Raw genomic sequence first — 26135 nt, 5'->3', positions numbered from 1 at the left:
GCCCTCGGGTGGTCGCGGGCGCATGGTGTGTCCACACACTTATTCCAAGATCGACCGCCTGCCAGGGTGCCCGAAGGCTGTGACCTGCGGTTTCTTGAGTACCTCCTGGGTTGTCGGCGTCCCCGAGTCGGCGGTCGCCGGCCACGGTGGTGAGGGTTCGAGGCTTGCTGGTGCGTTGGAGGCAGGCTGCGTTGGAGGCTTCCGGGGCTCGTCGTCGGCGCCGGTTCGTCACCAGGGTTGGTTGGCGGCGGTTTCGGATCCGCGTCGCATCCGCCGGGATCTTCTGCCCGATCGATGGTTGAGTCGGCGGAACAGGCGGCCGCGGAAGTTGCGTGGCGATCAATACTTCCGGATCGTGGAAAATCGGAGGGGGATACCCCTCGCGCGTACGCGCGCGTAGGGGTCTGACCCTACGCGGTGTGGTGCGAAAACGGTGCTCTGGCTGCATCCGCCACCACTTGACCACGGGTGTGGTCAGACGATTCAGCGACGTTTGCGCAGGTCAGGGGGTGTTTGGGGGTCGAAAAACGGCAATCTGGCCACATGGCCACGCCCGCAACAACCCTTATAGGGGATTTGGATATATATATATCTCCCTCGAAAGTAATGTATGCGAATCCTCATAAGGGGGTATATACGGTGTGGTCAAGTGGTCAGATCAGTAAAAAGTAGTAGTAAGTAGTAGTAGTAGAGGGCTCTGACCTGCGGTTTTGTGTTTCGCGGTTCCGGCGAAAACTGGCCACATGGTGTGGCCAGTTGCAGCCAGTTGCAGCCAGAAACGGCCAAGTTTCCCGGAATGCCGCGGTTTTTGCAGGTCCGGGTTGCGGTTTTGGAGACTCGGTGGGTAGGGTCAGACCCCTACGCGCGCGTGCGCGCGAGGGGTATCCCCCTTCGATTCGGTCCAGGTCAGGGTCTCGTGATCGGCCGACAGCGACGTTTTCACCGAAAGATGCGTAGGGTCATACCCCTCGCGCGCGCGTACACGTACGCGCGCGTGCGCACGCGCCCGACGGGTATGGCCCCTTCGATTGAACTTTCAACTACTTAGGGTGCATCGCCCGCCCGGAACCAGGCCAAAGGGTCATACCCCTCGCGCGCGCGTACGCGTGAGGGGTATGACCCTTTGACGTTTTGCTGCAAGAATCAGTCCCGCGGGCTTCCCCCAGTCGGCGAAGGTGGCAGGCTAAGCCACGTCCCGAACGAACTGGCCCAAGGAACGAGCGAAACTACGATGGTGGCAGGCGAGCCCGGTTTCGACGCACCGGTCGATGTCGCCGTGCGCTGGATCCTGACGATGAGCGATCCGCTCATCCCACCTGGTTACCGAGAGCGCATGGACGCGCAGATGTCTGCGCAGATCAGCGTCCAACCCCAGTGGGGTTCCTTCTTCCTCGGGGGAGCGATCAGCGACCTGATCCACACTCTGCCGAGCGAAGACCCGTGGCGCAGCATCAGTGCACGTTTCGGCGACCACGCCATCGGCGACAAGGCACCAGGTTTCGATGGCGCCGTCACCGACGACGGTGCCCCGTTCGGCACCTACCTGAACGCTCTGGACGTCTCCGGCCAAGTCATGGCCTACCCCGAGATCGACCCCGGTCTCATCGCCTTCGCCCAAGACCTCATGCCAGCCTCGTGCTATGCACTCGCCTGCGGCGCCCTGAGCCACACGGAGGCGGCCGAAGCGCTACGGGCTGCATTGGTGCCGCTCGGGTCCTACGACGCCGGTGACGATGATCAGCAGGATGCTGTCGGGGCTGCAGTCATCCACCCCGAAGTGCCGCCGGAGGGTTCTGGGGCGCTTCTGGTCGAGGCCGGGCTGCCCGCCCTGAGGTGGGCCGCCGCCCGACGACGTTCCTACCTGGACAGCTTCGACGACGGCTACCTGTTCGAGGTGCTCGCTCGCTGGTCCCATCTCGCCGGACGACTCGCCGCCGGCGAAGATCCGGGCGAAGACCAATGGCGGCTCATTGCCGCGCGCAACGAGCAGAACGCCATCGAACCGCTGCCCGCCGACGACTTCTGAATCTCCAGGCATCAGCCAAGGACCGGAAACGAAGTCCGGCGTCACCCACGCCGGCTACGGTGCTGCCGTCGTAGCAGCCCGACCTTTCCGGAAGAACCAAGCCTGGTGACGGCCGGCCGCGCTAGCGACCGCGGCCGTCGCACCGTAGGTCGGTGAGCGATTCGGTTTCTGGTGTGTTGTTCCCGGCGGCAGCGTTCGGCCCTGGCATCACAGGGTTGGACGCGATGAAGTTGTCAGCGTCGGCGGTTGCCCCTTTGGTGGCGTACGCCTCCGGCATGTTCTCGGTGGACGAGACCAACCTGGCGACGGCTGCGCAGGTGCTGGGGGCCGGTACCGACCGTCGCTCGAAAGGCTTCAAGTCGCTGCGCTCGGACCTTCCCGCGTTGGCGATGCCGTGGTACCCGCTGGACCGCGTGGCGGCGGCGGCGACGCAGATGACCCAGGGCGCGCAGGTGGAGCCGCAGGCCGGGTTCGGCCAGTGGCGTCCAGCGAACCCGACCGCGGGCAAGTACATGATGGTCGCCGGCGCGAACAGCGTGCTGGGCGTCCACCCGTCGACGCCGTCGACGTTTTTCGCGGCGCCGGACGCGGTCCTGATCGCAGAGGGCCAGATCAAGGCGTTGTCGGCGTTGACCGCATGGCTGGTTGAGCAGGGCGTGTCCATCTCGGACCTGTCCGAGACCGGTGAAGGCTCCCGGGTACGCCTGCGATCCGTCATGGAGTCGCTGGACGCGCGGCTGCTGGTGGTGTGCATCATCGGAGTGCATAACTGGTCAGGGATGCCCGAGTGGCATGCGCTGCGGTTGAAGAACCTGCCGGTGACGGTTGCGTTCGACGGTGACACCGCCACCAACCGCCAGGTGTGGGATGCGGCCTCGAAACTCGCCGCGTTCCTGGAGTCTCGACACGCCGTGGTGTCGTTTGCTGACCCGAGCCTGGACGGTGTGTCCAAGGCTGGGGTGGACGACTTTTTCGGCGCGGGTAAGTCGTTCGCCGACCTGATGGACACCACCAAGGACGACCTGCCCGACAAGCCCGAGGCGGAGGTCGAGTTCCACCCGGGCGACGTGCGGATGAACGACGACGACGCGACCTTCGAGGAGTACCACGTCAGCGACGACGGCTACACCAGCCGCGGCTCGTGGGTGCCGAAGGCTGGCATGGCCGGGCGTCTGCTGAGTGAATCGAACCCGAAGTCGAGTGACTGGTCCCCGGGCTCGGAACTGGTCGAGGGGAAGTTGGACCCATCACTGATCGACGAGAACGAACCGGTGCGGGTGCAGATCGAAACGTCCTGGCAGTCGCACGACGGCTCCATCGTCAAAGGCGTCGTCAACGGTAATGACGACCTGCTGAGCGAGAACCCGAACCGCTGGCACCTGCGCAAAGCCGTCATCCCGACGACGGTGTCCAAATGCCCGGACTGGGGCAACCTGCCAGGCGCCTGGCTGAAAGCGATGAAGCTGCACCGGGCGGGGGAGACGATCACCAACTACCTGTGGATGCAGATGGGGTGGGTGCCGACTGTCAGCGGGCTGCCGGTGTTCGTCGCCGGCGAAACAGTGCTGGGCATCGAGGGTCGGCTGATCGGTTCGGGCACGGTGCCCGGGTGCACCAACCGGGTGATCCCCGGAACCTCCAAGTTCGGTCTGGCGCCGATTGAAGCCGATACCGACGAGCAATACCGGGCATACCTGCGGGCCAGCATCCAGACCGTGTTCGAGACATACACCGGCGGCGCATGGGGCAACCAGTCGGTCGCCGCCACCGTCATCGCTGCCGCCTTGCGGCCGGTCGTGCCGATCCGGCCCAAGACGACCATCCTCTTCTACGGACCGCCGCGCGGAGGCAAGTCGTGGTCAGCCAAAGCGATCATGGCGTTCTGGCAGTCCGACCCTGGCGCATTCCAGGACACACTGCCAGGCGGTGCGTCCGACACCAAGTACAGCCTGGAAGACGTGGTGGCTCGCGTGCCCATCTGGGTGGCCGACGACCTGGCACCCAGCAGTGACGCCCGCAAGAACGAACGCGAGGAGTCCTCGATCGAGGCGATCATCCGTTCGGTGTTTAACGGCACCTCCACCCGGCGGCGCACCGCTGACGGTGGGCGTCGCCGCGTCGACGTGCCGTTGGCAGTGCTCGTGGTGACCGCCGAGAACCCGCTGACGTCCAGTTCGGTAATGGAACGCTGCGTGGCGTTCGACACCGGTGCACGCGGCTTCCTGGGCACCGAAGATGCAACCGACGCGTTAGTCGAGCTCAACACAACCACGCTGACCGCCAACGAGATCACGGCCGCGGCGGTGCAGATGGTGCAGCGGGCCGCTGCCGAACAGGGCTGGAAGAAAGCCAACCGGGAATGGGCCGAACTGTTCGACATGCACCGCGACGCGGCGACGTCGTTCCTGCGCCGCAATGGCGGCACCGAGGGAACACTCACCCGTCACGCCGACATCGCAGCGGACCTGATGCTGGGCGGCGACGTGCTGGAAATGCTGGCCGAATGGGCTGGCTGCGACGAAGCGTTCCTGGACCGCCTGGGCAAGCTGCAGCACTGGATCCTGGAAGCTGTCGGAGCCAACTACGGTCAGGCAGCGACCGTCACACCAGGTGAGAACCTGCTGACGGCGCTGCGTGGTGTGCTCGAATCGGGCACCGGTCACATCCTGGGGCAGGACGGCAAGCCACCGATGGCGGACATGCCCTCCGGGCACCCGCTGCGTGGCAAGGCCAGCATCATCAATGAGCGACTGGGCTGGCGTGCGTCATCGGACGAGAAACGCCCGTGGGAGCCGCGTGGTGCCTCCATCGGCCGGCTGGTGTGGCACGGGCAGACCCCCGTGGTCCTGATGAACCACACGGCCGCGTTCGATGTGGCCCAACGGGCCTACCGCGGGCTGCTGCCGCCAGGAACCAAGGCGAGCTCGGTCTGGGCGTCCGCGTGGGGGACCGGACTGTGCCCGGACTTCTGGAAACGGCGGCTGGGTCGCGGCGGTGAACTTCGCCCGATGGTGCGGGTGCGCGACTTCGAGGGTGTGCCCTTCAAGGTTGCGACACTGCTGGACCTGGACGAGAACGGTTAGCTCCAACCAGACCATGCGGTGAGGTTGCCGAGCTTGTCCCGTGCTTGCGCCCGGAACTGGTAGGTGACGCCCGGACCGCCGGTGAATGTGCCGCTGGTCTTTGCGGTTCCGTTAAGCCACGTCTTGGCCGTCCCGTAGGTGACCTTGCCGTTCTTGGCCTTGGTCACGGTGCGTGATTGGAGGACATACGTGGTTGTCTTGGCGTCCAGTGGCAGCTTCCCAACGGTCCAGGTCACTGCGAACTGTGACGGTTTGCCCGCCTTCGTGGGCAACTTCTTCTCGGACGACGTGGCTGCCCCGGCCGCTGAGAGGTGCGCCCAGACACCAGACTGCCCAGCATGCGCGAGGGCCGTCTGATCGACCACGACTCCGGCCTTGCTCGGGCCCACATGGTACGGCGCTCCCTTGAACACCACGTAGCTCTTTCCTGCTGCGATCAGGCGAGTCCCGTCAGTGGGTCGGTTGTTCATGTGGGACCACACTCCGGCCTGTCCGGCGTGGGTGACGGCGACCATGTCGATGGGGGTTACGGGTTGGCCGTTGGTGCCGCCGACGTTGGCCCAGGACGACACGGCGATGGGTGCGCCACCGGCGAATCGGAACACGGTGCCGGAGCCGGAGCCGCCGTAGGCGACAACGAAGGTGCCGTCAGTGGGTCGGTTGTTCATGTGGGACCACACTCCGGCCTGTCCGGCGTGGGTGACGGCGACCATGTCGATGGGGGTTACCGGTTGGCCGTTGGTGCCGCCGACGTTGGCCCAGGACGACACGGCGATGGGTGCGCCACCGGCGAATCGGAACACGGTGCCGGAGCCGGAGCCGCCGTAGGCGACAACGAAGGTGCCGTCGGTGGGGACGTTGTTCATGTGGGACCAGACACCGGCCTGTCCGGCGTGGGTGACGGCGGCCATGTCGATGGGGGTTACCGGTTGGCCGTTGGTGCCGCCGACGTTGGCCCAGGACGACACGGCGATGGGTGCGCCACCGGCGAATCGGAACACGGTGCCGGAGCCGGAGCCGCCGTAGGCGACAACGAAGGTGCCGTCGGTGGGGGTCTGGCGCAGAGCGGACCACTGCGCGTCGTTAAGGGGCGTGGTTGGTTGCGGACCGCCGATATTGTCCCAGGACGCGACAGCGATCGGTGCACCGCCAGCGATCCGGTAGACAGTTCCCTGGTAGGAAACGAACTGGCCGTCGGAGAGACCGCCTCCGCCTCCGCCTCCGCCTCCGCCTCCGCCGCCGGCGCCACCTGCCGTGACGAACGCAGAGATGATCGGTGCCGCTGCGTGGTTACCAACGGTCAATCCGCCGGTGTTCATGTTGGCGCCAACGCGTGCCCTGGACGCCGGGATGTTGTTGATCCTGTAGACGACACCGTTGATGTTGCCGTGTATCACGTCGACCGAGCCGTCCCCATGAACGGCCTCGATCATCCCGACGTGGTCGGCGAAGCCGGCGCCGTTGTAGTTGAAGACGATCGCGTCGCCGACCTGCGGCGCATATCCAGGATCAGTGTGGACGGTGCCCCCGAATGACCCGGCCGAGGTGATGAATGACGCAGCCGATGCGGAGATCCCGTTGGTGCTAACCCCGGCCTGTTCCCATACCCATTTCAGGTACACAGCACACCACGACCCTACGGAGCAGCTTCCATCGAAACCGCTGCCGCCGGCACTGTTGGTCGAGCACGGACCTTTGCCGACATTCGCGGCAGAGACTGCTGCCATCGTGTCGGCTGGAGCTGCCGATGCTGACCCGGCGAAACCGCCGGACAACCCGAACATTGACAGAAGACACACGAGGAATAGCGACAAGCGGCGGGTCATGACTCTCCCCGGAGGCGAAGGCACCGACGACGCCATCCGCCATCGGATCAAACCTGGAGAGAACGTACTCGCCAGGCGGCGACCGCTGGGGCGAACTTGCACCAATCAGCGCCGCGCGCAACAAGCGCGCGGGGTGGGTCAGTTGAAGTCCCGAATCGCTGCGCGACGCGCGCTGGAACGGTCCCGGCTGCGGCGCTGGCGGGAATCGGCGTGCGCGCCCGCAGCGCCGGAGCGACGCAACTCGCGCAGGGCGGCCGCCATCGCCGGGTTGGCGTGCGCGTGAGGGTTACGCGGCTTGCGTGCCATGACGGTTCCTTTCCGGTAGCGGTCACACGTCTGGTGCTGATCTGACGGTGCGACGGGTTGTCCCTGCGCCTGCGCACCTCCGTGTATGTCCGTAAGTCGAAGTCGTTCGATCGCTGGCGTCAGCGCTGACCGCCGAAACAGCGACAGTCACCGGCCGCGTTCGATGACCAACGCCGACAACGTGGGCATCCGGCGGTAGGCGGTAGCAGCAGCCAACCGACCTGGCCAGCCGGCAGCAACTGACTGCTGTGAGCCTTCGGCCTTCGGCCTCGGCGGTCTTTTCGTGTGACTGGCTGGTTTGCTGCTTGTTCGTCTGCTGTTCGGGGTTCTTGTTGTTGTTCTGTTCGGTGCCCTGGTTTCCCTGGGTCTGCTGCTGGGTTGTTCCGTTGCTCGCTTGGTTCGCCGGTGTTCTTTTCGTGGGTCTGTTCGGTGTTCTTCTTGGTGGCTTCTCGGTGTTCTGGTCGTTGTTCTTCTCGGTGTTCTGCTTCCTGCCTGGTCTGGTTGTTCGGTACTGTCTCCACGTCGACCCTGGGTCTGTCAGTTTTCTACCTTGGATGCCACTTGATGCGTCTGAAACTCAACCAGTGTCAACTTGGTACTCCCAATGACGTTTACTGTCAGTTAGTACCGTTCAGTACCACCTATTGCTTGTAGCTGTTCCCTGGTAGCACGTCAGCTCATCCTTTATCGACCTGCCTCACATCCCACCAACTCCCCCGCAACCACCCACACAGCCGTTCAACACCCACCAACGCCACCACCCACCACCCTCCTGCCGGAGGCACGCGGGGTCGAGCGTGGCGGCGGCGCTTCCCGGGGACTCACGGCTGCCGCTGGAAAAATTGACCAAAAAATCATGCGTTGTTGCTGGTCAGAGCGTTCCTTTACCCTGGTCGCCGCCAACCTGGCCCATGTAGAGATGTGTGAATGTCTCCGCTTTCAAGGTGAGCCCGACCGCTTCCAAGCAGCTTGACCCTGCGATTTACGTCCAGCGCGCCAAGGCGTTCGAGTCGTCGCTGCGTTCGGTTAAGCAGGCGACGTTGCTGGCTGTGACCGGCGACGACGGCACACTTGACGCTTTCCTGGTGACGCCGCCAACCAGTAAGAGAGCAGGGCGCGGTGCTGCGTCGTTGGCGGCGAACTTGGCGGCGACGATCGACGCCGTGGTCGAGCCGTGCGATGACGTTCCGGACTTGTTGGCGGGGTTAGGGGATCGCCCCTGTTTGGTGTCGGCGCGGGTGCGGTTGGAGTCGGTTGCTGGACGTGACACTGCTGCCGGCGCCGATCCGGCGGAGGTTGCCAAGGTGGTCTGGCGGGCGAACGTTCCGGGGGCGTGGGTGGCGTTCACGATGCGCACTCCTCGCCCGGCCGAAGTGTCGGCGTACCGGACCTGGGTCAGTTCCCGCGGTGGCAACGAGTCGCACTATTCGCGCGGTGGGGAACTACTGGCGACCAGCATCCTGGTGGGTGCCCCGGACCGGTCGACCGCTGACGACCTGCTGCGTCAGGTGGTCGCGGCGATGCCCGGCTTGGACATCAACGCCGACCCGGTCGTGGTGGGCTCGGGTTCGTTGCCGTGGTTGCTGGGCGCCGGAAGCGCGGGTGTTTACGGTGCGCATGTTGCTGGTGTTGTCCCTGCTCTGGGCTCGGTGTCTGACACCTGGCCGTTGGCGCTGGGGCTGAGTGTTCCTGCCGCGCTGGGCGCGCACGTCGCGTTGGCTCGGTGTGGGCGTAACCGGTTGCTGTCGCGACTGGACGGTCTGGATTTTCCGGCGCCGCGCCGGGCGGCCCCCAAGCACCAGCGTCGACCAGCCACTGACTCTGGTGGCGTGCCGCGTACCGCCCGGGTGGTCTACCCGTTGGATCGCAGTGTGCTGCTGTGTGCGCCGCACATGCTGACCGGCTTGGCGGTGCCGCCGGGAGGTTCGGCTTCGGGTCCGGCGACGGCGTCGTCGCGACTGGTCCCGGCAAGTTTGCGGGCTCCGATCGGTCCGATGCTGGGCGCTGACGCCGACGGGAACCCGGCCCATTTGTCCGCCGATGACCTGTACGGCGGAGTCGGACTGTTGGGCGTGCCCGGTTTCGGTAAGTCCGTGGCGATGCGTGTGTGCTTGGGCTGGGTTCTGGCACGGCGCATCGTGGATGACCGTTCGTGCGTGATCGTGTTCGAGAACAAGGGCGACGGCGCGACCGCGTGCCGGCGGATGGCACAGAGCGTGACCGGTGATCCGGATTCGATGCTGTTGATCGACCTGGCGGACGCTTCGACCCCGGCGATCGACGTGTTCGCTTTTCCGGGAACTGCGAGCCAGAAGGCGGCACGGTTTATCGAGGCTGCCCGGTACGCGTTCGGCGAAGGCACTCTGGAGAACGCCAGCATCGAAGCGTTGAACGCTGTCCTTCCGGCGGCTCTGTGGTTGTCCGATCACGGGCACGGCAACCCGATCGCGTTGACGCACCGCCTGCTGGGTGGGTTCGGTGACACCTCGGCGACGGAACTGTCGTCGGTGGTGCGGGCGGCTGCCGTCACGGACGAGTCTGCGGTGGAGGCGGCGCAGTACACCGAGATCCTGTTCGGTGCGAACGTGTCAGCTTCGACCCGCCGCACCCAGTCCCAGGCTGCCCGCAACAAGTTGGCGCAGTTGGCCGAGATCGAGACGTGGTGGGACGCCGGTAGGTCGCGAGTCAGTTGGGAGGACGTCCTGGCCAACCATGACGCGGTCGTGGTGAACCTGGGCACGGCCGCCGACGGCACCCAGGTCAGTGACCGGCAGACCCAGTTACTGAGCAGTCTGCTGTTGTTCCAGCTGCGCGAGGCGATCGGGCGTGTGTGTGTCGGCTGGCAGGACCAGGGCCGCCAGGTGAACATTTTTGCTGACGAGCTGTCGGTGCTGGCCGGGTCCAGCCCAGAGACCGTGACGTGGCTGCGCGACCAAGGTCGCAGTTACGGGGTGCGCCCGTTTTTCGCCACACAGTACCCGCAGCAGTTGCACGAGCGTGTGCGTGATTCGCTCCTCGGGTTCGCCACGATGTTGTGGTTCGGGCAGAACAACCCGGAGATCGTTAAGAGTGCCGTGTCGGACCTGACGCTGGACGGCTCGGACTTCACCGGCGCTGACATCGCCGCCATCCCGCGCTACTTCGCGGTGCTGCGCACGACCGTCGCTGGCGTGCGTCAGACTCCGTGCCTGATCGGTATTGGCGACTGGGAGATGCGAGGCGATTGGGCCCGGTTCCTGACCGATCAGCAAGCGGCCACTGGCGAGAGCTACGGCGATGTGGTTGAGCGCGTCCCGGAGCACCGGGGCTGGGTGAAGCCTGGTGTGCAGCCGGCAGGTTCGGCGGGCGATGCGTATGACGACTCGACTGTCGCTGCGCCGGTGCAGGCTATGGCGGTGCCGAACGATCCGGACCGGTTCAGCCCTGACCGGTTCAACCGGCCGATCCCGAACGATCCGCAGGACTGGTGATGGCAGGCTGGTGGCGGCCGCAGCCGCACGGGTTCAAGGACGTGTACGCGCCGGCCGACGACGACCCGAGCATCACTCGGTTCGAGCCGCGGGCGAACAAGCATCTGACCGAGCGCGGCATGCCTGGTCAGTTCGGCCCGTACGTGCCGTTGACCTCTATGTGTAGCCGCGCACCGAAAGCTCACCGGTCGGCGTATCGCACGGAGCCGCTGTGGTCGGGCATGTGGAACGGCCCCGCGACGGCGGCTTGGGCGCAGCGGCGCGAAATCACCCGGCTCATCCAGGACGGCCGGATGCACCGGACGACCGTCGACCCGGCGCTGTTGAAGCCGCCGCAGCCGCACTCGTTGTTTTCGCCGAGCGCGCCGAACGGGTTGCTGCGCGCCCGGATGGTTGCGGCGACCATGATGTGGCGCACGTTGACGACGGAACAGTTGGCGGCCTTCACCGGCGACCCTGATGCGACCGGGCACCGCGGCGACTATCTCCCGAAGCGGGTCAAGAATCTGATCGCAGCGGACCTGCTGCAGTACGGGGTGCTGGCCCGGTTGCTGGATCCGGTTCCGGCGCTGGTGCGCCGTACCGACATGCCGCGCTGGGATTCCCAAAGTCGATACTTGAGTTTCGGTGACTGGCTGAGCGTCACTGCGGGGCGGCGCGTCGCGGACGGCGGCGCCAGGTTCGAGAGGCACGCGGTCATGCTGAACGAGTTGTCGTTGCGCGCTGCTGAGTTCACCGACCTGCAAGCGGTGCTGGGGGAGTCGCTGTGCAAAGTGGGTGAATTCATGCCGGTGGAGTCGACCCGCACCGCCGACGCTCTATGGGTGCGTCGTGACGGGTTCCAGATCGCCATCGAGATGACGACCGGACTGAACGCGAACGTTGACGAGAAGGTCGACGCCTGGGCGAAGGCCCTGGCATCGGACCCGACTCGGGGCACTGCGGTGGTGTTTGTGTGTGCCCGGCAGAACACCGCCAAGGACCGCATCGTGCCGCGTGTGCAGTCTGCGATTGCCCGCGCGGCCACGGCCAGCATGGACCGGATGAAGGCGAAGGTGGCGCAACGCATGTTCTATGTGGACTGGTCCGATTGGTTCCCACGCGGCGGGTTGGTGTCCAGCCAGTTTCCGTCGTTGCCGGTGTTCGCGCTGAACAAGCACGTCACGTCCCCAGCCGACAGCGACTTGTGGCGCACGCTGCGGATCGGTGATCCGACTGCGACGCCGTGGGCTCCCGCCACCAGACAGCACGCTGAGCAGGTTGCTCACCAGATGCTGGCGTTCAACCAGTTGTGGGGGCAGCCGTACTGGATGCGCGACCATCTGCTGGCTGCGGAACTGAATCGCCGCCTGGACTTGTGGACGATCCGCAAAGCGGCCGGCTTGGAGCAGCCGGTGTCGATGCCGTTCGCCCGTCCGGATCGTTACGGCGACGGGAAGGCTGTGGTCCCGCCGGAGATTGCCCAAGCCCGTTGGCACCCGGGTCCGGTGGACGTGCAGAAGGTTGAGAGTAGGCGGCGCCGCACCGCCGGGTGATTGGGGTCATGTGGACGTCAACCGAGCAGAGCTCGCCTGGCGAGAGGACTCACGTCAGTCACGACCAACTCGCTGTTGCGGATGACTGCGAACCGCAGCACTTGTTGAGCCTGCAGGATCTGCAGCACGGCCTGAACTGTTCGGAACGAGGCTCCGTACGTGACCGGTTCGATCTTGCGGATGTCCTGGTTCACAACGTCAGAAAGGATCTTGGTGCGCAGTCCCTCAACGTCCACCCCTTTCGAGGCTTCGAGGTTGAGCCACGTGCCGTTAGGGATTCCGTTGATGATGAATCGAGTGCTCCCGGTCATGAAGGTCACGCTGACCTGGCCGGCGGCCGCGAGAGCTTGAACGCTTTCGATGAACGATGGTTCGCTCAGGCCTACCGCCAGCGCACGGTCCCTGACGGCGTCGGAGAGGAGGAAAGCGTTCGCGCTGTCGTGCGCTTGCAGGTGCTCAAACAGCAGCCGCAGCACGGTCTCGTCGGCGGGTATCTGGGTCTGCTGAACGGGTTGGGCGGCAAAGGCCGGTGGCGCGCCCAGCGGCGGCTTTTGATCCACCCCGTACAGATTGTTGACCACTTGCTGGACTGCCCCATCGAGTCCCACACGAGGGACTGACACCCAGAGAAGGTGTTTCAGCGCGCTTGGCACGTCGACATCCTCGTCGAGCACGATCGGGATGAGCCTGGTCTTCCGCTCGGTCGTAATCCGCCTGACGACGCTCGCGTGGAGTTCTTCGGTTACCCACGGCTTGCCAACGCTGACATGTGACAAGACGACCACGATCGCGTCGGCCCGAGGAATGCCCTCATCGAAGATCCGATGCACGAGGCTGTCGCCCGCCCTGATCTCCCACTTATCGACCCAGGCGTCGATCCCCTTCTCGCGCAGCGCGGTCGCGAAGGGCTCGACGAATCGCTCCTTGTCCTCAGTGGCGTGGCTGATGAACGCCTTGATCGGGAGCCGAGCTTCGGTGGTCACGGTCCAACTGTCTCAGCCATTGCGCCGCTGGGACGAGTTTGAGCGGTGCGGCGGCGTCGGCGCGTCGCAACGGTACGTGACGGAAGCTTGCTCGTGTCGTGAGGCCTGGGCGGTGCTCCGAGCACCAGCGAAAGGGCGTCGCACCGTGCACTCATGGACATTGTTTTGGACGCGACCGCCGAGCCTGCTCTGTCGCCGGACGACATTCCGTTGCGGCGTGAGATTGCCTGTCGGGGAATCCTCGATGACACGTTCCAGCCGAACCGGCCGGATGAGTTCTTGCGGGCGAAAGCCATCTGCGACACCTGCCTGTCGACGAAGTCGTGCTTGCGGCAGGGCGTGGAGATCGACGGCTACGGCGTGTGGGGTGGGGTGATGCTGCGCGCCGGCAAAGAGGTCGACTGGTCCAGCATGGGCGCTAAGAAGGGCAGAAAGGCTGGGCGTAAGCCAGGGGCTACCAACAAGCGCAAGAAGCGCGTCGACGCTGCAGCCTGACGCTTCGGCTGTGTCGCCGCCAACCAACACTGGCATGAGCACCTTCTGCCTGCCTACGCCGTCGGTCGAGCGCGGCCCCTTTGCCTACCGCGCAGCATCTGTTGTCGGTGGTGTCCGATGAGCACGGTCGATGCGTCGGGTGCGATCCACGGCGCCGACGGGAAGTTCGCTGGGCACGTCGCCGGGGAGGCCGCTGAGGTATCCCTGCGCGGCCCGGATGGCAGTGACACTGTTGCTGCGCCGGTCAGTAGTGACTGGCGGGAGCTGCGTGCCCGGCAACTGGATTCCCTGGGGTATGTCGCGCCGATCGCCACCAGCACCCGGATTGACCCGAAGACCACCGAGGGCATTGATCAGTGGTGGAGTACGACGTTCGTGGACGCCGAGTACGGCCATGGCGGCGGCGACTACCCGTTGATGCCGGACGACAACACCCCGAACATGACTGCGGGCAAGTCGATCTCGGGGAACCGTCGCACGCACCGCATGTCCTACTCGGGTCACGGTATGACGTTGCGGATGCCGTCCAAGACCGCGATCCATCGGTTCAGCGCTGCCCAGCACGACCGCACGTTTGACGTGCCGGTTTCGGCGTCGCTTCCTGACGGTCGGATGGTGCACGGCACTGTGCGTGTCACGAAAGGTTCTGACGGTCAGTGGGAGACGAAAGGCTTGGGGTTCGCGCCCGAGCACGAGGTGTTCGTCGCCGAGGGTGTCAGTGCTGTCTTGGAAGGTCAGCGGGCTCGTACGTCATTGGCGGCGGCCGGCGACTTGGTGGCACGCCGCCGCGAGCGGTTGGCGAACACCGGCGCGAAGGCGATGCCGGTGCAGTCCACCTGGATCCGGTCGGTTGGCTACGGTTCGACCGATTCCGGTGAGGGCATGATGACGTTGACCACGAAGGGCTACACCCGCAAGGACGGCAGCGTGGCGCCGCCGAAAACGTACGGCTACAAGGTTGATCCGGCCACGTACGCCGCGATGGCGAACAGTGACGCACCGGGCAAGGTGTTCAACCGATTCGTTCGCGGTGAGCGCGGCGTCACCGTCGACACCTGCGGCAAGTGCGGGTTGATGACTGCCAGCGGCGCGGACCATCACTGCCCGACGCGGGAGAAGCCGCGGTCAGTGGAGGACGCGGCGATCCGGGAGCGGCAGCGTGAGCGTGCTGCGTTGGTGTCGCGAATCTTCCGCCGGCGAAACTAGCAGTGCCCGGACGTGGCCCACGCACTGGCGACAGTCGTCGCACCGTAAGGGTGTGGGCCGGGCGTTTGATCCGACCGCGACGATCGACCACTTGGAGACTTGGATATGGCTTTGCTGACTTCGCAGATCGACGGCGACGGCGATCCGATGCTGCCTGTGCACCCTGACGGGGCACGTTGGCAGTTCGTGATGTTGTTCGGCGACCGGATGCAGGCGGTGGCGGACACCGCAACGGAGTTGCTGCCGTTGGTGGTGGCCGGTTACGACCACATCGCGGCCGACGACATCGAGAGTGCGTTCCTTGCCCGTTTCGACCACGCGGCGGGAGTCGCTGCGTTCGTGCAGCATTCGGCGTTGCAGGCAGCCATTGACGGTGGCTACCAGTTGGACGATGACGTGGCGACCACGGCGATGATGTCACCCAAGACGGACCCGTTGCCGGGGCCGGTGCTGGGACGAGCCGGTGTGTGGGGCGAGCCGGTGCCGTTGGTTCTGGTTGCCAGTCACTACGCGCCGTACACCGAACTGGCCGCGCCGTCCGGTGACGGCGTGATCCTGGTCGACCCGTACACCGAGAAGGGCTACTTGGCCGGGCTGGATCAGTTGGGCTTGGTGACGTTCCGGGAGTTGTCCCTGGTTTGAGCCGTTCGCTTACTCGTCCTGGCTGACCCTGTCAGCGATTCGCCAGAGGCTTTCGCCGTCGTAGCACCAGGCGTCGGCCGCGGAGAACGACGGCGCCGGCAAGCTGGCCTGGACGAAGATGTGGTTGCGCAGCGCTGAGGGAGTCCACTGTTTGTCGGGCTCGACCGCCCATTGCAGCGGCTTCGTGGGGTCTTGGTGCCATGTGAACTGTGTGCGTGCCGAATCTGCTGCGAGCCAGGCGGTTACCTTGTCCACCACGTCCGGGCGAGCTAGCGTATGGAGTTCGATCGTCATCTGCGCGTTCGCAGGTATGAGGTCGTGGTCGAAGATGACCTTGACTGACTTTGCCCGCCGCTTGCGGGTGGTCAGTTCTTCGCGGACATCGTCGGTGAGGGCTTGAGCCGAAGGGCGAAGTTTTCGATCTTCAAGGTCGTCAACGGGGTAGATGCGACCGAAGCTGACAACGAGTTGGTCGGCCTGGTCAAACACCTGGTATTGGTGGCATTCGATCACCAGGTCGGGTGCCACGGTCGCGAGCCACTGCACGGTGGTGAGCACTTGCCCAGGGAAGTCTTCGGCGACAAGCACCAGTCGGGGCAGGCGAAAAAGCTCCTCGTCCAGACTGTCCTCGACGTGATCTTCCAAGGCGGCCCGAGCTTGTTCGAGGGTGTATTCCGCGCCGTTCTTGTTCAACCAATCTGCGTGTGCTTGGGAAAGGGTGTCGACGGTGAACCCTGCGACCAGCGCTCCGTAAGTGATCGCTTGAAGGTGGATGCGGCGGTCCTTGTCGCGCTTCAACTCGATGACTGCGAGCTCTCCGCTTGTGGACAGTGCTAGCAGGTCTGGTCGTTCGGTCGCGGTGCCGACCTGCGAGGTCCATGACCGGAACTGCGTGGTCACGATCTTCAACGACTCGTCGATGACCTGCGGGTTGTCGGTGATCCATTGCTCCAGATGAGAGGTCTCAGTGAGGGATTCAGCGCTCATTGACGTACGTTGACACGGCACTGACCGGGAACCGTCGACTTTGAGCAGGTGGGTCATTGCTGAATTGTGGCAGAGCGGTCGTGACCTGTGGGGCTCCTCGTTCACGGCGCTGCGACGCAACAATGGGTCGGTGACGACCCCTGCGCGCCCGTCGGTAGGCGCCTTTGAGCTTGCCCAGATTGTCGAGTCGACTTGGGCTGACTCGACGCGCCGGGCATACAGCAGTCAGTGGGCGCAGGTGCAGTTGTGGTGCCAGCAGCAGGGTGTCGAGTCGTTGCCGCTGGCACCGCACGTTCTGGCCCGGCACTTACGGTTCTGCGCGCAGGTTGCCCGGGCAGATGGGTCGCCGGCAGCGTCAACCTCGACGTTGGCCCTTCGAGTGGCTGCTGCGAACGCGGTGCATCGGGTGGCCGGTTTGCCTGAGCCGGGGCGCGACGCGGTGGTGGTTGCGGCGATGGCTAGCATCCGCCGGCACCGTAGACGCCCGCCGCGGCAGGCGGCAGCTTTCGACGTAGACATGCTGCGAACCACCTTGAGTCATATGGACTTTCGTCACTGGCCAGGCAGTGTCGCGGCGCGCCGAGACGCTGCGCTGCTGCTGCTGGGGTTCGCGGGGGCGTTGCGACGCAGTGAACTGGTCAGCTTGCGAGCCAGCGATGTGTCGTTCCAGCCCGGGGGTGAGGTGGAGCCGCATCTTCGGGTCATGATCCGGGCCAGTAAGACGGACCAGTTCGGCGCTGGGGACGTGATCGCGGTGCCCGTCGGGGCGCGGCGGGACACCTGCGTGCCGTGCGCGGTGCGGGCCTGGCTGGTGCTGTCGGGTGCGGATGACCGCCCGGGGGCGATGGCGGCGGCCCGTGAACTGTCGCAAATCGACTCCGACCATCATTGCGGCGATCCGTGGCCGGAGGTCTCGGCTGATCAGCCGTTGCTGCGACGGGTGCATCGCTTCGGCGCGGTGGGGGATCAGGCTTTGTCGGGGTCGAGCGTGGGGGCGGTGCTGTCTCGGCGTATGTCCGCGGCCGGTTTGGATCCGCAGCAGTTCAGCGCGCATTCTCTGCGGGCCGGGTTCGTCACGACGGCAGATGCGGGTGGGGCTTTGTTGACGGCCATCATGCGTCAGACTCGCCATCGCAAACCGGAGACGGTGATGCGCTACATCCGCCACGCTAACCCGATGGCGGGTAATGCGGTGAAAAGCGTTGGCCTGTAGATGGATTCGCTGCTTTCAGACTGGCTTGTCAGCCGCGGGATCGACATCGAAACAGGTTTCCAGCCGCCGCTGGCTTTGTTGATCGAGTTCGCCGCCGAGTGTCCGCAGGCGCCGTCGACGTTGCTCCGAAGCCTTGCCGGCTGGTTGCCGAGCACTGTTGCAACCGGGTGGCGGCCGCCGCCGTGGTTGACAGGCACCGGCACCGTGCGTCAGGTGCGTGATCAGTTGATCGGGTTGCTCGCCGGGGCCGGAATGACCAGGGCTCAGATCAGTGCTCTGAGGAACGGCGACGCCGTGTTGGTGGGGTCGCTGTGGCGGGCCGGCGCGCTTGCGTTGGAGGCGACTACCGACCCAGCCACTTGCTCGTGCTGCGCGCTGGGTCGGTGGGTGGCGGTCGTTGACGGGTACGCCGAAACGCGCAGCCCCGACGACGCCGAACTGGCGCTGCGCCGCATCGACCTGCCCGGTCAGCATGCGTGCCGGTTCGCCGCGGCGTTGGCCCAGTGGGACAGGCGACGTGCGCCGCTACTGGTAGGCATCGACCGACGCGGCTACCTGTCTGATGGTGCGCTCTCGACCAGATCGGTGACGGAGGCGATCTCACAGGCGCGCCGACGCGACGGCTGGGTCAGGACGGCTCCGGCGACCGGGAAAGACCTACCTACCCAGGGTTCTCGTCGGATCCCACCCGACCTCGGAGTGTGGCTGGACAGGTTGGAGGAGGCTGTCCAGGTTGCGCTGGAGCAGTCGGAGCAGATCCTGACCGGGGACTAACCCGACCCTGGCATCGCGGATCTGGCCCATGTAGAAGGTTGTGCTGGAACAGATGAGGGTGCCGTTGCCGGCCGGGTTCGACCCGGACCGTCATTCTGGTGCAGTCGTGAGCAAGGTCCGTCAGGCCAAGGGCCCCGAGTGGAGCTTGGCGAACATCGACACCGACGCTCACGTGGCAGTGTTCCGACGCCACGTCGCCGAGACGACGGTGACTGCTGCAGCCAAGGCCGGTGGCAGCGTGAAGACGCCGGAGAGCTTCCAAGTGTCACTGTCGGCGGCCGACGCCAAGCCGACGATGGGGGAGAAGGTCGCGGCGACGTTGCAGGACACCTACCCCGGGTTCTACCTGACTGACTTCGACCCGCACCTGGCCCGAGCGACCTTGACGAAACTGGACGACGACACAGCACGCTGCCGCGGCGCAGTCGCGACAGCGTTGGGGGTGAAGCCGTGGGACGTTCAGGCCGCCCCGCGCCCCGGTGGTGGCTACCTGTTGGGTCTGCCGAAGTCCTACATGCCGTCCAAGCACGACGAGAAGCTGGACGAGGTCGCCACCAGCGTCGTCGGGCAGTTCGGCTGGTACGTCGTCGCGGACGCGAACAAGCTGACGGCTCAGGTCATCCCGAGCGATCCGCCGACTTTTCCACCGACTATCCGATTGAATCTGGCTGGTCTCGGAGCTGATCTGCACCGGACCCCGATCGGCGACATCTTGCCGCCGCCGGGACAGAAGAAGTACGACACCGTGAGCATCGACTGGCGAGCTCACGCGTTCGGATTGGTCAGTGGCACCGCGGGCGCGGGCAAGACGAACACGTTGAACAGCATCATCGCCGACCAGGTCGCCGGGGGCGCTGCGCTGGTCATCGTGGACGAGCCGTCCAAAGCGATCGACTACTCCTGGTGCAAGAAGTACGTGCGCGACGGCGGCTGGGGCTGTGACGGTTTGCGTTCGGCGGTGACGGCGTTGGCGTTGGTCTACGAGGAGGGCAACCGCCGCGCCAAGGTGCTGGAGCAGGCCGGCGTGACCAACTGGTTCGACCTGCCCGACCACCAGCGGTTCCCGCCGATCCTGTGCATCGTGGACGAGGTGGCCGGGTTGCTGGTGGGGGAGAAGCTTCCGCCTGGAGTGGACCGGAAGATGCCCGAAGTGCAAGAGGTTATCGAGGAGAACCGACTGAAGTTCAAGCTGCAACGCGTCATCACGAAGATTGCCGCGGAGAAGCGGTTCGTCGGTATCCGCATGTTGCTGAGCAGTCAGGTGTCGAACCAGAACTCAGGACTGCCGCCGTCGTTGAAGACGCTGCTTGGTCAGCGTGTTCTGATGGGGCCGAACCCCTCGAAGACACAACGTGATCAGGCGTTCAGTGTTGCCGACCGCGTACCGACGGTGCCGGACAACGTCGCAAACGGCGGCATGGTCTCCAAGGGCGTCGGCGGGGCCGAGCTCGAAGGGCAAGCGCCGGTGGTGTTCAAGTCGTTCTTCGCGACCTCTGGCCAGCTCGACGCCGAACTTGCCAGCCGTGGCGTGCCCACCACGTCCCGGCCGGAGCCGACACAGGCGGAGATGGACGAATACTGTCCCGTGTCGGAGGAAGACCTTGACGACGAAGGCCCAGCCTTCGACCCGCGCCGCGACGCTCCGGAGACGTTCAGCGACGACGGTGAGCAACTGTTCGGCGCGGCAGCGGCAGCGGCAGCTAGTAGGCGCCTAGAGGCGCAGGCCAAGGCTCAGCGTGCCGCTAAAGATGCGGGTGCTGGGACGTCAGGCGCCGATGGCCCACGGTGCCCGTCGTGCCGAGCACCCATTCGTAGCGACGGGACTTGCGAATGCTGAGGATGTTCGAGTGGCGGTTCGCGGAGAACATCCTGCTTCGCGCTGTCGGGAAGCTGGTGTACCTGATCGCGTGGATCGTTGGCTTGGCTGTGGCCGGCGCCATTGTGTTGTGGGCGCTCAAAGCGTTCGGCGTCATCGACGTTTTCGCCACGATCAGTCAGTTGCGCGCCAGGATCGGCCTGACCGATTGGAAGAAGACTGCCGGTAGCGCGGTCGGGGTGATCTTCCTCGCCTGGCTGGCGTGGTCGGTCATCGACAGCCCGCCGTCCGGCTCCGGCAACTACAGCAACAGCCAGCAGAACTACTACAACCGGCGCAACGTCACCTACGTCGACCGCCGCGAGATGCGCCGCATGGAACGCCAGCAGGACCGTCGTGATCGACGGGACCGTCAGGACGGCCTGTGATGCGAGCAATTCCGCAGACGTACGCCGGTGTCCGGTTCCGCTCCACCCTCGAAGCCGACTGGGCGGTCAACCTTGATGCGCTGCGGATGGTGTGGCAGTACGAACCAGAGGGGGTCGTCATGCCCAGTGGCACCTACTACCGCTGTGACATGTATCTGCCGCGGCTGAGCACTTTCGTCGAAGTGAAGGGACCCCACAACGAACGGCTCTGGAAACCGGGGGAACTGGCTACTGCGACCATGCACGCACCCGGCTGTGAACACGGCCAACCGGTTGAGGTGTCCGGACTGCATGACGATTGCGCGTGCGGGTTCGGTCCGTCTTTCCCTTGGCGGTTCGTCGTGGTCGCGCGCCCGGGGGAGCGAGGACGAATTGCGTTTCATGCAGCACTTGATGAAGCCAAGGCAGTGATCGCATTGTGTTCGGTCTGTATGCAGTACAGCTTCGCCGACGTCAACGCACCATGGCACTGCCGACGGTGCCGTAGCAGCGGTGCAGTGAAGGTGCTTCGTTCCGGCGACGTCACATTCCGCCAGATCGACCACGAGGCGGGCAAGCATCGAGCAAGGCGCCAAGCCGCCAAGAGAGGGGCCCGCGCGCAGCCGTCCCGGCGCAAAGCGGGCTGAGCCGCCAACCAACATGGCGTGACCACAGTTGACGCATCAGGCGCGATTCACGGCAACGACGGACGGTTTGCCGGCCACATTGCCGGTGAACCGGACGACGGACTCGAACTAGCCCAGCCGGGCGCCACCGGCGACGACCTGCCGAACGACCCGGATATCCGCGCCAGAGATGCTGCGACGCAGCGGCGACTGCGCCAGGTGACGATCGACCCCGGCACCGGTGGCTGCCCGCCGGTCATGGTGGGCGACGTCGACATCGCCAACACCTACATCGGTAACATGCCGCTGCGCGCCCGAGCCCACCTTGCTCTGTATGCCGAGCACATCGAGCAAAACCCGGGCCACCAGGTACCTGAGAGCCTGCGGGATGCGCTGACGGCTAGCCGCGAAAAGGCGTTGGCGGCAAGGGAACTGCACGAACAGTTCGGGGGGAACGTCAGCGTCCACGATGATCACTTCGGTTCTGACCCGCGCAACACGCAGCGGGTCACGTCGTGGACGAACGCCGACGGCGAGCTGGGCGTGGCCGCGCGGGAATGGGACGCCGCTAGCTTCCGCTACGAAGACGCTCACGGAGCGCCGGTCGAGTTCACCGAGACGCAGGACTTCGACGTCCATGACGGCATGGGCCCGGCGGTGGAGAAGCGGTTCGTCTCGGCGACCCGGTTGCCCGACGGCGAACTACTGCGCCCGCAACGGGTCGAATGGGGCGACGGCGACTACCGGTTGCATTTCGAGCGGCAACTACCGGACGGCGGCGCCCACACCTGGTCCGCCGACCCCGACGACCAGTCTGAGGCGTACCACGACAAAGACGGTCTGGTTCACCGCGACGACGGTCCAGCAATGATCGACGAACGCTGCATCGAGTACCGCCGGCACGGCATCACACATCGCGACCGCAATCAGGGGCCGGCGGTCATCGGATCGGACGGCAAGGCGCACTTCATCGAGAACGGCCGCAACGTGGACGACCAAATATTCCCCGGCCGGGCGCGGGCTGTCGGACTCGAACCTGACCCGGCTGGCGGCTGGCTTGTGCCCGGAGCCGGTCCACGATTCAACCCGGCGGACGCCTACTACGAGGGCCGATTCGACGGGGAACCGGCATGACGGCTCGTGACGCATCGGGGCTCCTCGGGCTCGCTGGGCACACCGGGCTCCGCTCGACGCACGGTGCGGCCAGACACAACCAGGAGGGGTCCGAATGTGCACGGTCGATGCGTCGGGTGCGATCCACGGGTCCGACGGCAAGTTCGCGGGCCACGTTGCGGGAGAGGCGGATTCGTCGGTGGCCTTGGGCGAGCCCGTGCCGGATCAACCGGATGCGGCGGTCGACCCCGGGGGCACCAGCCACGACCATGTGGTGCTGACTCAGCGTTGCCGTACAGCACAGCGTGTGCTGCGCGACGCCCGCATGGATCCTCGGACCGGCGGCACGCCACCGCACATCGTGGGCGGCGTCGACATCGCGAACACACCGGTCGAAGACTGGCCGGACAGTGTGCGGTCCGGGGTTGGCAATCTCGGGTTGGGGCTGAGCCTCACGACACAGCGACCGGCTTCGGAAGCCATGCTCAGGGACGTTGAAGCGCACGAAGCGGCAGGCGGCCGCATCGAGGTCATCACCGACAAGCGTTCCCGGCAAGTAGTCAGATGGACTCGCGACGGCCGACCTTGGCGCGACACCAGCGGGTGTCGGCAGATGGGCGTGCCGGTGGAGTTCACCGACCGCACGCCGACCGCCGTCTTGACCCCCGACGGGAACCTGGTGAAGGCAGCCTTGCGCGACCAAGGCATGCTCTCCCATACCGACCCTGACGGGACGATAACCAGCTTCTACCCGCTGACAGGGACGCAATGGTCCGTCGATGAGGAACGTCGTCCGCACCGCACCGACGGTCCGGCGTACCTGGGCGACCGAACAATCGAATACCTACGCCGAGGCATCACCCATCGCGAGGCCGACCAAGGACCGGCCATCGTCGGCTATGACGGTCGGGTCGACTACGTGGAGTTTGGTGCGGGTGTTCAGCCAACCGAAGACCAGATGGCACGGCACAATGTGGTCCGCGCTGAGGATGGCTCGCTACGGCTGAACGGGTTCCATCACGATGAGGGCGACCGGCTTTTGAGTTGGTACAACCGTGGTTTCATCGTCTGACCCGAAACGGAAGCCGCCGCCAACCAACAAGGCATGAGCACTGTTGACTCCAGTGGCGCGATTCACGCCGCCGACGGTAGGTTCGCCGGTCACGTTGCGGGAGAGGCGGATGCGGCGGTGGCATTGGCAGGGGTAACACAGGCAAGTCCCGACTTGGATCAGATCAACGCCGCCAATCTGGACATGGCTGAGCAGATCATCCAGATCCAGCAAGACCTGGATGAAAAGGTCGCTGAACTGCAGGCCCGGCAGATGGCCGCTGCGCTGGTCGCTGACGGTGGGCTGCCGGATGGCGCGTTCGCCGAGATCTCCTTCGACGAAGACGACGGCGACCTGACAGCGACCATCTGGTCGCAGGGCGACTACAACCTTTTGGCCTGCAGCGACCCGATGACCGGTGACCAGGCTGTTGCATTCCAGCAGCGATACGGCGACGGCACCGATGTCGGGCTCGACGTGGACAAGATCCGCAGAAGCGTGTTGAGCCCGATGGAACGGGTGCTCGGAGCGCAGCCGTCTCAGGCTGTCGGAACACTGACTGCCGCACGGTGGCAGTCGAGCCGGGACGACCTCGCCCGGGCCGAGCTGACCACGGTTCGCGACCGGGTCCGCGAGCAGTGCCCCACCGCACGCTACGTCGGCGTGATCGACTCCGACGGCAGCTACGAACTGGACGCAGTCACCGATGTTCAGGGCAACACTCTGCCGTTCGAGGACCCGGGTGACGGGGAGATCTTCGACGCTCTGCAAACACCCGGCGAGTCCGGCTACGGCAACATCGACGGCACTGGTCTGGCACCGCGCTGGTCGCGAGGGAAGTACCACCGCCTGTACGACCTCGACAACATCTCCGGAGTAGCGCTATGACCACGGTCGACGCCGCTGGATTCCTGCGGCTCGCTCCGCATCGCCTTCGCCATCACACCTTGCGCATCGGGCTTCGCTCGGTGCACGAGGCAACCCGACGCAACCTGGAGGTTCTGATATGAGCACGGTCGATGCGTCGGGCGCGATCCACGCCGCGGATGGCAAGTTCGCCGGCCACATCAGTTCCGAATCGACCGTGACGTTAGCGTCGGCGCCTGCGGTCCTCGGCGTCCCGCAGAACGCGGAGCAGATGGAAGTTGGCGACAACCTGGCCGCCGACGTGTTGGACACCAATCTGGCGCTGCAACACTTCGACTTCCCCGAGCGGGGAGCGCTGACCCGCGAGGCTCACGGTGCATCCCTTCGCTCGATCCGCCACGAACTCAGTTCGCGCTACCCAGGCTCGACAGCGGTCGTCTTGGAGTACGACCACGACAGCCGCGACTGGTTTCCCGACCGCGTGTTGGACGGCTCGGGCGAGCCGATGGTCCTGGACGCCGGCGGAAATACCTACCTGGATCTGGTTGACGCCGGAGAACTGACTGACCGGCTGTGGAACGCGCGAGTGAACCTGGCCAACTACCACCCCGAAGGCGCTGACCGCACCGGGTCAGTGACGTTGAGCTTCGACCAGATCGACCAGGACTACCCACCCCGAACCCCGCAGGAAGCGGCAGCCGACCTGGACTCCGCGATCGACGCGCATCTCGCCGAGTTGCAGCGTCGAACGGGAGAACTGCGCAGCGAGCTCGCCACCCGACGCAGCAACGGAGAACCAGCATGAGCACGATTGACCCCAGCGGCGCGATCCACGGAAGCGATGGCAAGTTCACTGGTCACGTCGCGGGAGAAGCGGACGACTCCGTCAGCCTCACCTCTGGATCCTCCGGCCCGGGCAACCCACTGGACGACGACGCGACCCTCGAAGCGGTTGAGCGACGCAATCTCGCCCTGGCGCGGTCACTCGACGCGATCGAGGATCAGATCAACAATGCCGACGCCGACCTGGCAGTCAAAGACTTCGCGGCACAGTTGGCTCGGGCGGAGCGCGACACTCCCTCCATCCGTGACGCCCAGGTCGCGACCGTGTTCGTCGACCGCAGTGATGTGGACGGCCGGATCGTGCTGACGCTGTGCCCGGACGACGACGACATGCACCCGATCTACCGCACGATGCGGGACGGCTCGACGTTGGCGTTCAAGGAACGCTTCGGGGTGGCCGGCCGCGAAGACGACTTGGTCGACCTGACCAAGTTGCGCGCCGAAGCAAGGAAGCCGGCAGCGACTGGACTGTGGGAAGTCAGGGATGCCGCGGAGCGTGCGACCGCGAAGCAGGCGCACGCCACGATCCGTGACGAGGTCCGGGACGTGGTGCCGGCAGGCCGGTTCGTGGCGTACTTCGATGACGCCGACGGGCCGCAGATGGAAGGCGTGTACGACGCCGACGGCAGCCAGGTGTACGGCGACCAGTCCGACCCCAGTTGGCACACCGACTTCGCCGCGCGTGACGACGACTTCGAGATGGACGTCAACGACGACCTGAACGCACTCGGGGACCGCGCCGAGTATTACTGGCCCGACGCCCATGCGGAGTGGGTGCCGCGCGGGTGCAACGTCATCGACCTCGACGCCGACCCGGAGTATCTGCGATGAGCACGGTCGACGCCTCCGGGCTCCTGCGGCTCGCT

General features: G+C 65.5%; 21 protein-coding genes. 17 read left to right on the top strand and 4 right to left on the bottom strand.

Annotated features, from left to right (window positions below; all coding sequences use genetic code 11):
• Window positions 1–1231 precede the first annotated feature (1231 nt).
• Both DR843_RS08995 and DR843_RS08990 read left to right on the top strand, forming a co-directional pair.
• Entirely contained in the window at window positions 1232–2026 is a 795-nt protein-coding gene (locus DR843_RS08995; protein WP_109685130.1) for a hypothetical protein, read from the top strand.
• Between the two features lie 152 nt (window positions 2027–2178).
• Window positions 2179–5109 (top strand): hypothetical protein, encoded by a 2931-nt coding sequence (locus DR843_RS08990; protein WP_146202536.1) that lies wholly within the window; start codon window positions 2179–2181, stop codon window positions 5107–5109.
• On the opposite strand, the gene DR843_RS08985 is transcribed toward DR843_RS08990, so the two are convergent.
• Both DR843_RS08985 and DR843_RS20060 read right to left on the bottom strand, forming a co-directional pair.
• Window positions 5106–6731 carry a CHAP domain-containing protein gene (locus DR843_RS08985; RefSeq protein WP_170119805.1) on the bottom strand — a complete coding sequence of 542 codons (1626 nt, stop codon included), beginning with the start codon at window positions 6729–6731 and terminating at the stop codon, window positions 5106–5108. The genes DR843_RS08990 and DR843_RS08985 overlap by 4 nt on opposite strands.
• Window positions 6732–7073: 342 nt before the next feature.
• A complete protein-coding gene (locus DR843_RS20060) occupies window positions 7074–7241 on the bottom strand; it encodes a hypothetical protein (RefSeq protein WP_170119804.1) in 168 nt (55 codons plus the stop codon).
• Between the two features lie 944 nt (window positions 7242–8185).
• Here DR843_RS20060 and DR843_RS08980 point away from each other — a divergent pair.
• Together DR843_RS08980 and DR843_RS08975 are read left to right on the top strand one after the other, a co-directional pair.
• Entirely contained in the window at window positions 8186–10711 is a 2526-nt protein-coding gene (locus DR843_RS08980; RefSeq protein ID WP_146202534.1) for a type IV secretory system conjugative DNA transfer family protein, read from the top strand.
• Window positions 10711–12246 carry a hypothetical protein gene (locus tag DR843_RS08975; protein WP_146202533.1) on the top strand — a complete coding sequence of 512 codons (1536 nt, stop codon included), beginning with the start codon at window positions 10711–10713 and terminating at the stop codon, window positions 12244–12246. The genes DR843_RS08980 and DR843_RS08975 overlap by 1 nt, the downstream gene beginning before the upstream one ends.
• 17 nt (window positions 12247–12263) lie before the next feature.
• On the opposite strand, the gene DR843_RS08970 is transcribed toward DR843_RS08975, so the two are convergent.
• A complete protein-coding gene (locus DR843_RS08970; protein ID WP_109685120.1) occupies window positions 12264–13229 on the bottom strand; it encodes a toll/interleukin-1 receptor domain-containing protein in 966 nt (321 codons plus the stop codon).
• Window positions 13230–13382: 153 nt separating this feature from the next.
• Here DR843_RS08970 and DR843_RS08965 point away from each other — a divergent pair, with 153 nt between their 5' ends.
• From DR843_RS08965 to DR843_RS08955, 3 genes are all read left to right on the top strand, one after another.
• Window positions 13383–13724, top strand: a complete 342-nt coding sequence (locus DR843_RS08965; protein WP_109685118.1) for a WhiB family transcriptional regulator — start codon at window positions 13383–13385, stop codon at window positions 13722–13724.
• 117 nt (window positions 13725–13841) lie between these two features.
• A complete protein-coding gene (locus DR843_RS08960) occupies window positions 13842–14930 on the top strand; it encodes a hypothetical protein (protein WP_109685116.1) in 1089 nt (362 codons plus the stop codon).
• 105 nt (window positions 14931–15035) lie between these two features.
• Window positions 15036–15572: a hypothetical protein gene (locus tag DR843_RS08955; RefSeq protein WP_109685114.1), complete on the top strand. Its 537-nt coding sequence runs from the start codon at window positions 15036–15038 to the stop codon at window positions 15570–15572.
• Between the two features lie 9 nt (window positions 15573–15581).
• On the opposite strand, the gene DR843_RS08950 is transcribed toward DR843_RS08955, so the two are convergent.
• The gene (locus tag DR843_RS08950) at window positions 15582–16559 is read right to left on the bottom strand and encodes a PDDEXK family nuclease (RefSeq protein ID WP_109685112.1); all 978 of its coding nucleotides are present in this window, start codon (window positions 16557–16559) and stop codon (window positions 15582–15584) included.
• A gap of 130 nt (window positions 16560–16689) precedes the next feature.
• Between DR843_RS08950 and DR843_RS19790 the strand changes: the two genes are divergently transcribed.
• The 10 genes from DR843_RS19790 to DR843_RS08900 all read left to right on the top strand — a co-directional run bounded on the left by DR843_RS19790 (window position 16690) and on the right by DR843_RS08900 (window position 26100).
• Complete coding sequence (locus DR843_RS19790) at window positions 16690–17772, top strand: site-specific integrase (protein ID WP_146202532.1); 1083 nt, start codon at window positions 16690–16692, stop codon at window positions 17770–17772.
• The gene (locus DR843_RS08940; RefSeq protein WP_109685108.1) at window positions 17773–18546 is read left to right on the top strand and encodes a hypothetical protein; all 774 of its coding nucleotides are present in this window, start codon (window positions 17773–17775) and stop codon (window positions 18544–18546) included.
• A gap of 106 nt (window positions 18547–18652) precedes the next feature.
• Window positions 18653–20383, top strand: coding sequence for a cell division protein FtsK (locus tag DR843_RS08935; protein ID WP_146202531.1), 1731 nt, complete (start codon window positions 18653–18655; stop codon window positions 20381–20383).
• Complete coding sequence (locus DR843_RS08930) at window positions 20377–20790, top strand: hypothetical protein (RefSeq protein ID WP_146202530.1); 414 nt, start codon at window positions 20377–20379, stop codon at window positions 20788–20790. Before DR843_RS08935 ends, DR843_RS08930 begins: the two co-directional genes overlap by 7 nt.
• A gap of 119 nt (window positions 20791–20909) precedes the next feature.
• Window positions 20910–21416 (top strand): hypothetical protein, encoded by a 507-nt coding sequence (locus DR843_RS08925; RefSeq protein ID WP_146202529.1) that lies wholly within the window; start codon window positions 20910–20912, stop codon window positions 21414–21416.
• 18 nt (window positions 21417–21434) lie between these two features.
• On the top strand, window positions 21435–22529 hold the full coding sequence (locus DR843_RS08920; RefSeq protein WP_109685101.1) for a hypothetical protein: 1095 nt from the start codon (window positions 21435–21437) through the stop codon (window positions 22527–22529).
• A 94-nt stretch (window positions 22530–22623) separates the two neighbouring features.
• On the top strand, window positions 22624–23580 hold the full coding sequence (locus DR843_RS08915; protein WP_109685099.1) for a hypothetical protein: 957 nt from the start codon (window positions 22624–22626) through the stop codon (window positions 23578–23580).
• A 33-nt stretch (window positions 23581–23613) separates the two neighbouring features.
• On the top strand, window positions 23614–24447 hold the full coding sequence (locus DR843_RS08910; protein WP_109685097.1) for a hypothetical protein: 834 nt from the start codon (window positions 23614–23616) through the stop codon (window positions 24445–24447).
• Window positions 24448–24565: 118 nt separating this feature from the next.
• On the top strand, window positions 24566–25231 hold the full coding sequence (locus tag DR843_RS08905) for a hypothetical protein (protein ID WP_109685095.1): 666 nt from the start codon (window positions 24566–24568) through the stop codon (window positions 25229–25231).
• Entirely contained in the window at window positions 25228–26100 is an 873-nt protein-coding gene (locus tag DR843_RS08900) for a hypothetical protein (RefSeq protein WP_109685093.1), read from the top strand. Before DR843_RS08905 ends, DR843_RS08900 begins: the two co-directional genes overlap by 4 nt.
• Window positions 26101–26135: the final 35 nt, after the last annotated feature.

This window comes from Branchiibius hedensis (genome assembly GCF_900108585.1).
Lineage (GTDB): Bacteria > Actinomycetota > Actinomycetes > Actinomycetales > Dermatophilaceae > Branchiibius > Branchiibius hedensis.
This window is presented reverse-complemented; position numbering and strand designations above follow the sequence as displayed.

What these genes read in the sequence shown, in the direction of transcription:
- DR843_RS08995 (WP_109685130.1), top strand. Translation starts at nt 1,232, where the DNA reads ATGGTGGCAGGCGAGCCCGGTTTCGACGCACCGGTCGATGTCGCCGTG.
- DR843_RS20060 (WP_170119804.1), bottom strand. Translation starts at nt 7,241, where the DNA reads ATGGCACGCAAGCCGCGTAACCCTCACGCGCACGCCAACCCGGCGATG.
- DR843_RS08975 (WP_146202533.1), top strand. Translation starts at nt 10,711, where the DNA reads ATGGCAGGCTGGTGGCGGCCGCAGCCGCACGGGTTCAAGGACGTGTAC.
- DR843_RS08965 (WP_109685118.1), top strand. Translation starts at nt 13,383, where the DNA reads ATGGACATTGTTTTGGACGCGACCGCCGAGCCTGCTCTGTCGCCGGAC.
- DR843_RS08960 (WP_109685116.1), top strand. Translation starts at nt 13,842, where the DNA reads ATGAGCACGGTCGATGCGTCGGGTGCGATCCACGGCGCCGACGGGAAG.
- DR843_RS08955 (WP_109685114.1), top strand. Translation starts at nt 15,036, where the DNA reads ATGGCTTTGCTGACTTCGCAGATCGACGGCGACGGCGATCCGATGCTG.
- DR843_RS08950 (WP_109685112.1), bottom strand. Translation starts at nt 16,559, where the DNA reads ATGAGCGCTGAATCCCTCACTGAGACCTCTCATCTGGAGCAATGGATC.
- DR843_RS08940 (WP_109685108.1), top strand. Translation starts at nt 17,773, where the DNA reads ATGGATTCGCTGCTTTCAGACTGGCTTGTCAGCCGCGGGATCGACATC.
- DR843_RS08930 (WP_146202530.1), top strand. Translation starts at nt 20,377, where the DNA reads ATGCTGAGGATGTTCGAGTGGCGGTTCGCGGAGAACATCCTGCTTCGC.
- DR843_RS08925 (WP_146202529.1), top strand. Translation starts at nt 20,910, where the DNA reads ATGCCCAGTGGCACCTACTACCGCTGTGACATGTATCTGCCGCGGCTG.
- DR843_RS08915 (WP_109685099.1), top strand. Translation starts at nt 22,624, where the DNA reads ATGTGCACGGTCGATGCGTCGGGTGCGATCCACGGGTCCGACGGCAAG.
- DR843_RS08910 (WP_109685097.1), top strand. Translation starts at nt 23,614, where the DNA reads ATGAGCACTGTTGACTCCAGTGGCGCGATTCACGCCGCCGACGGTAGG.
- DR843_RS08905 (WP_109685095.1), top strand. Translation starts at nt 24,566, where the DNA reads ATGAGCACGGTCGATGCGTCGGGCGCGATCCACGCCGCGGATGGCAAG.
- DR843_RS08900 (WP_109685093.1), top strand. Translation starts at nt 25,228, where the DNA reads ATGAGCACGATTGACCCCAGCGGCGCGATCCACGGAAGCGATGGCAAG.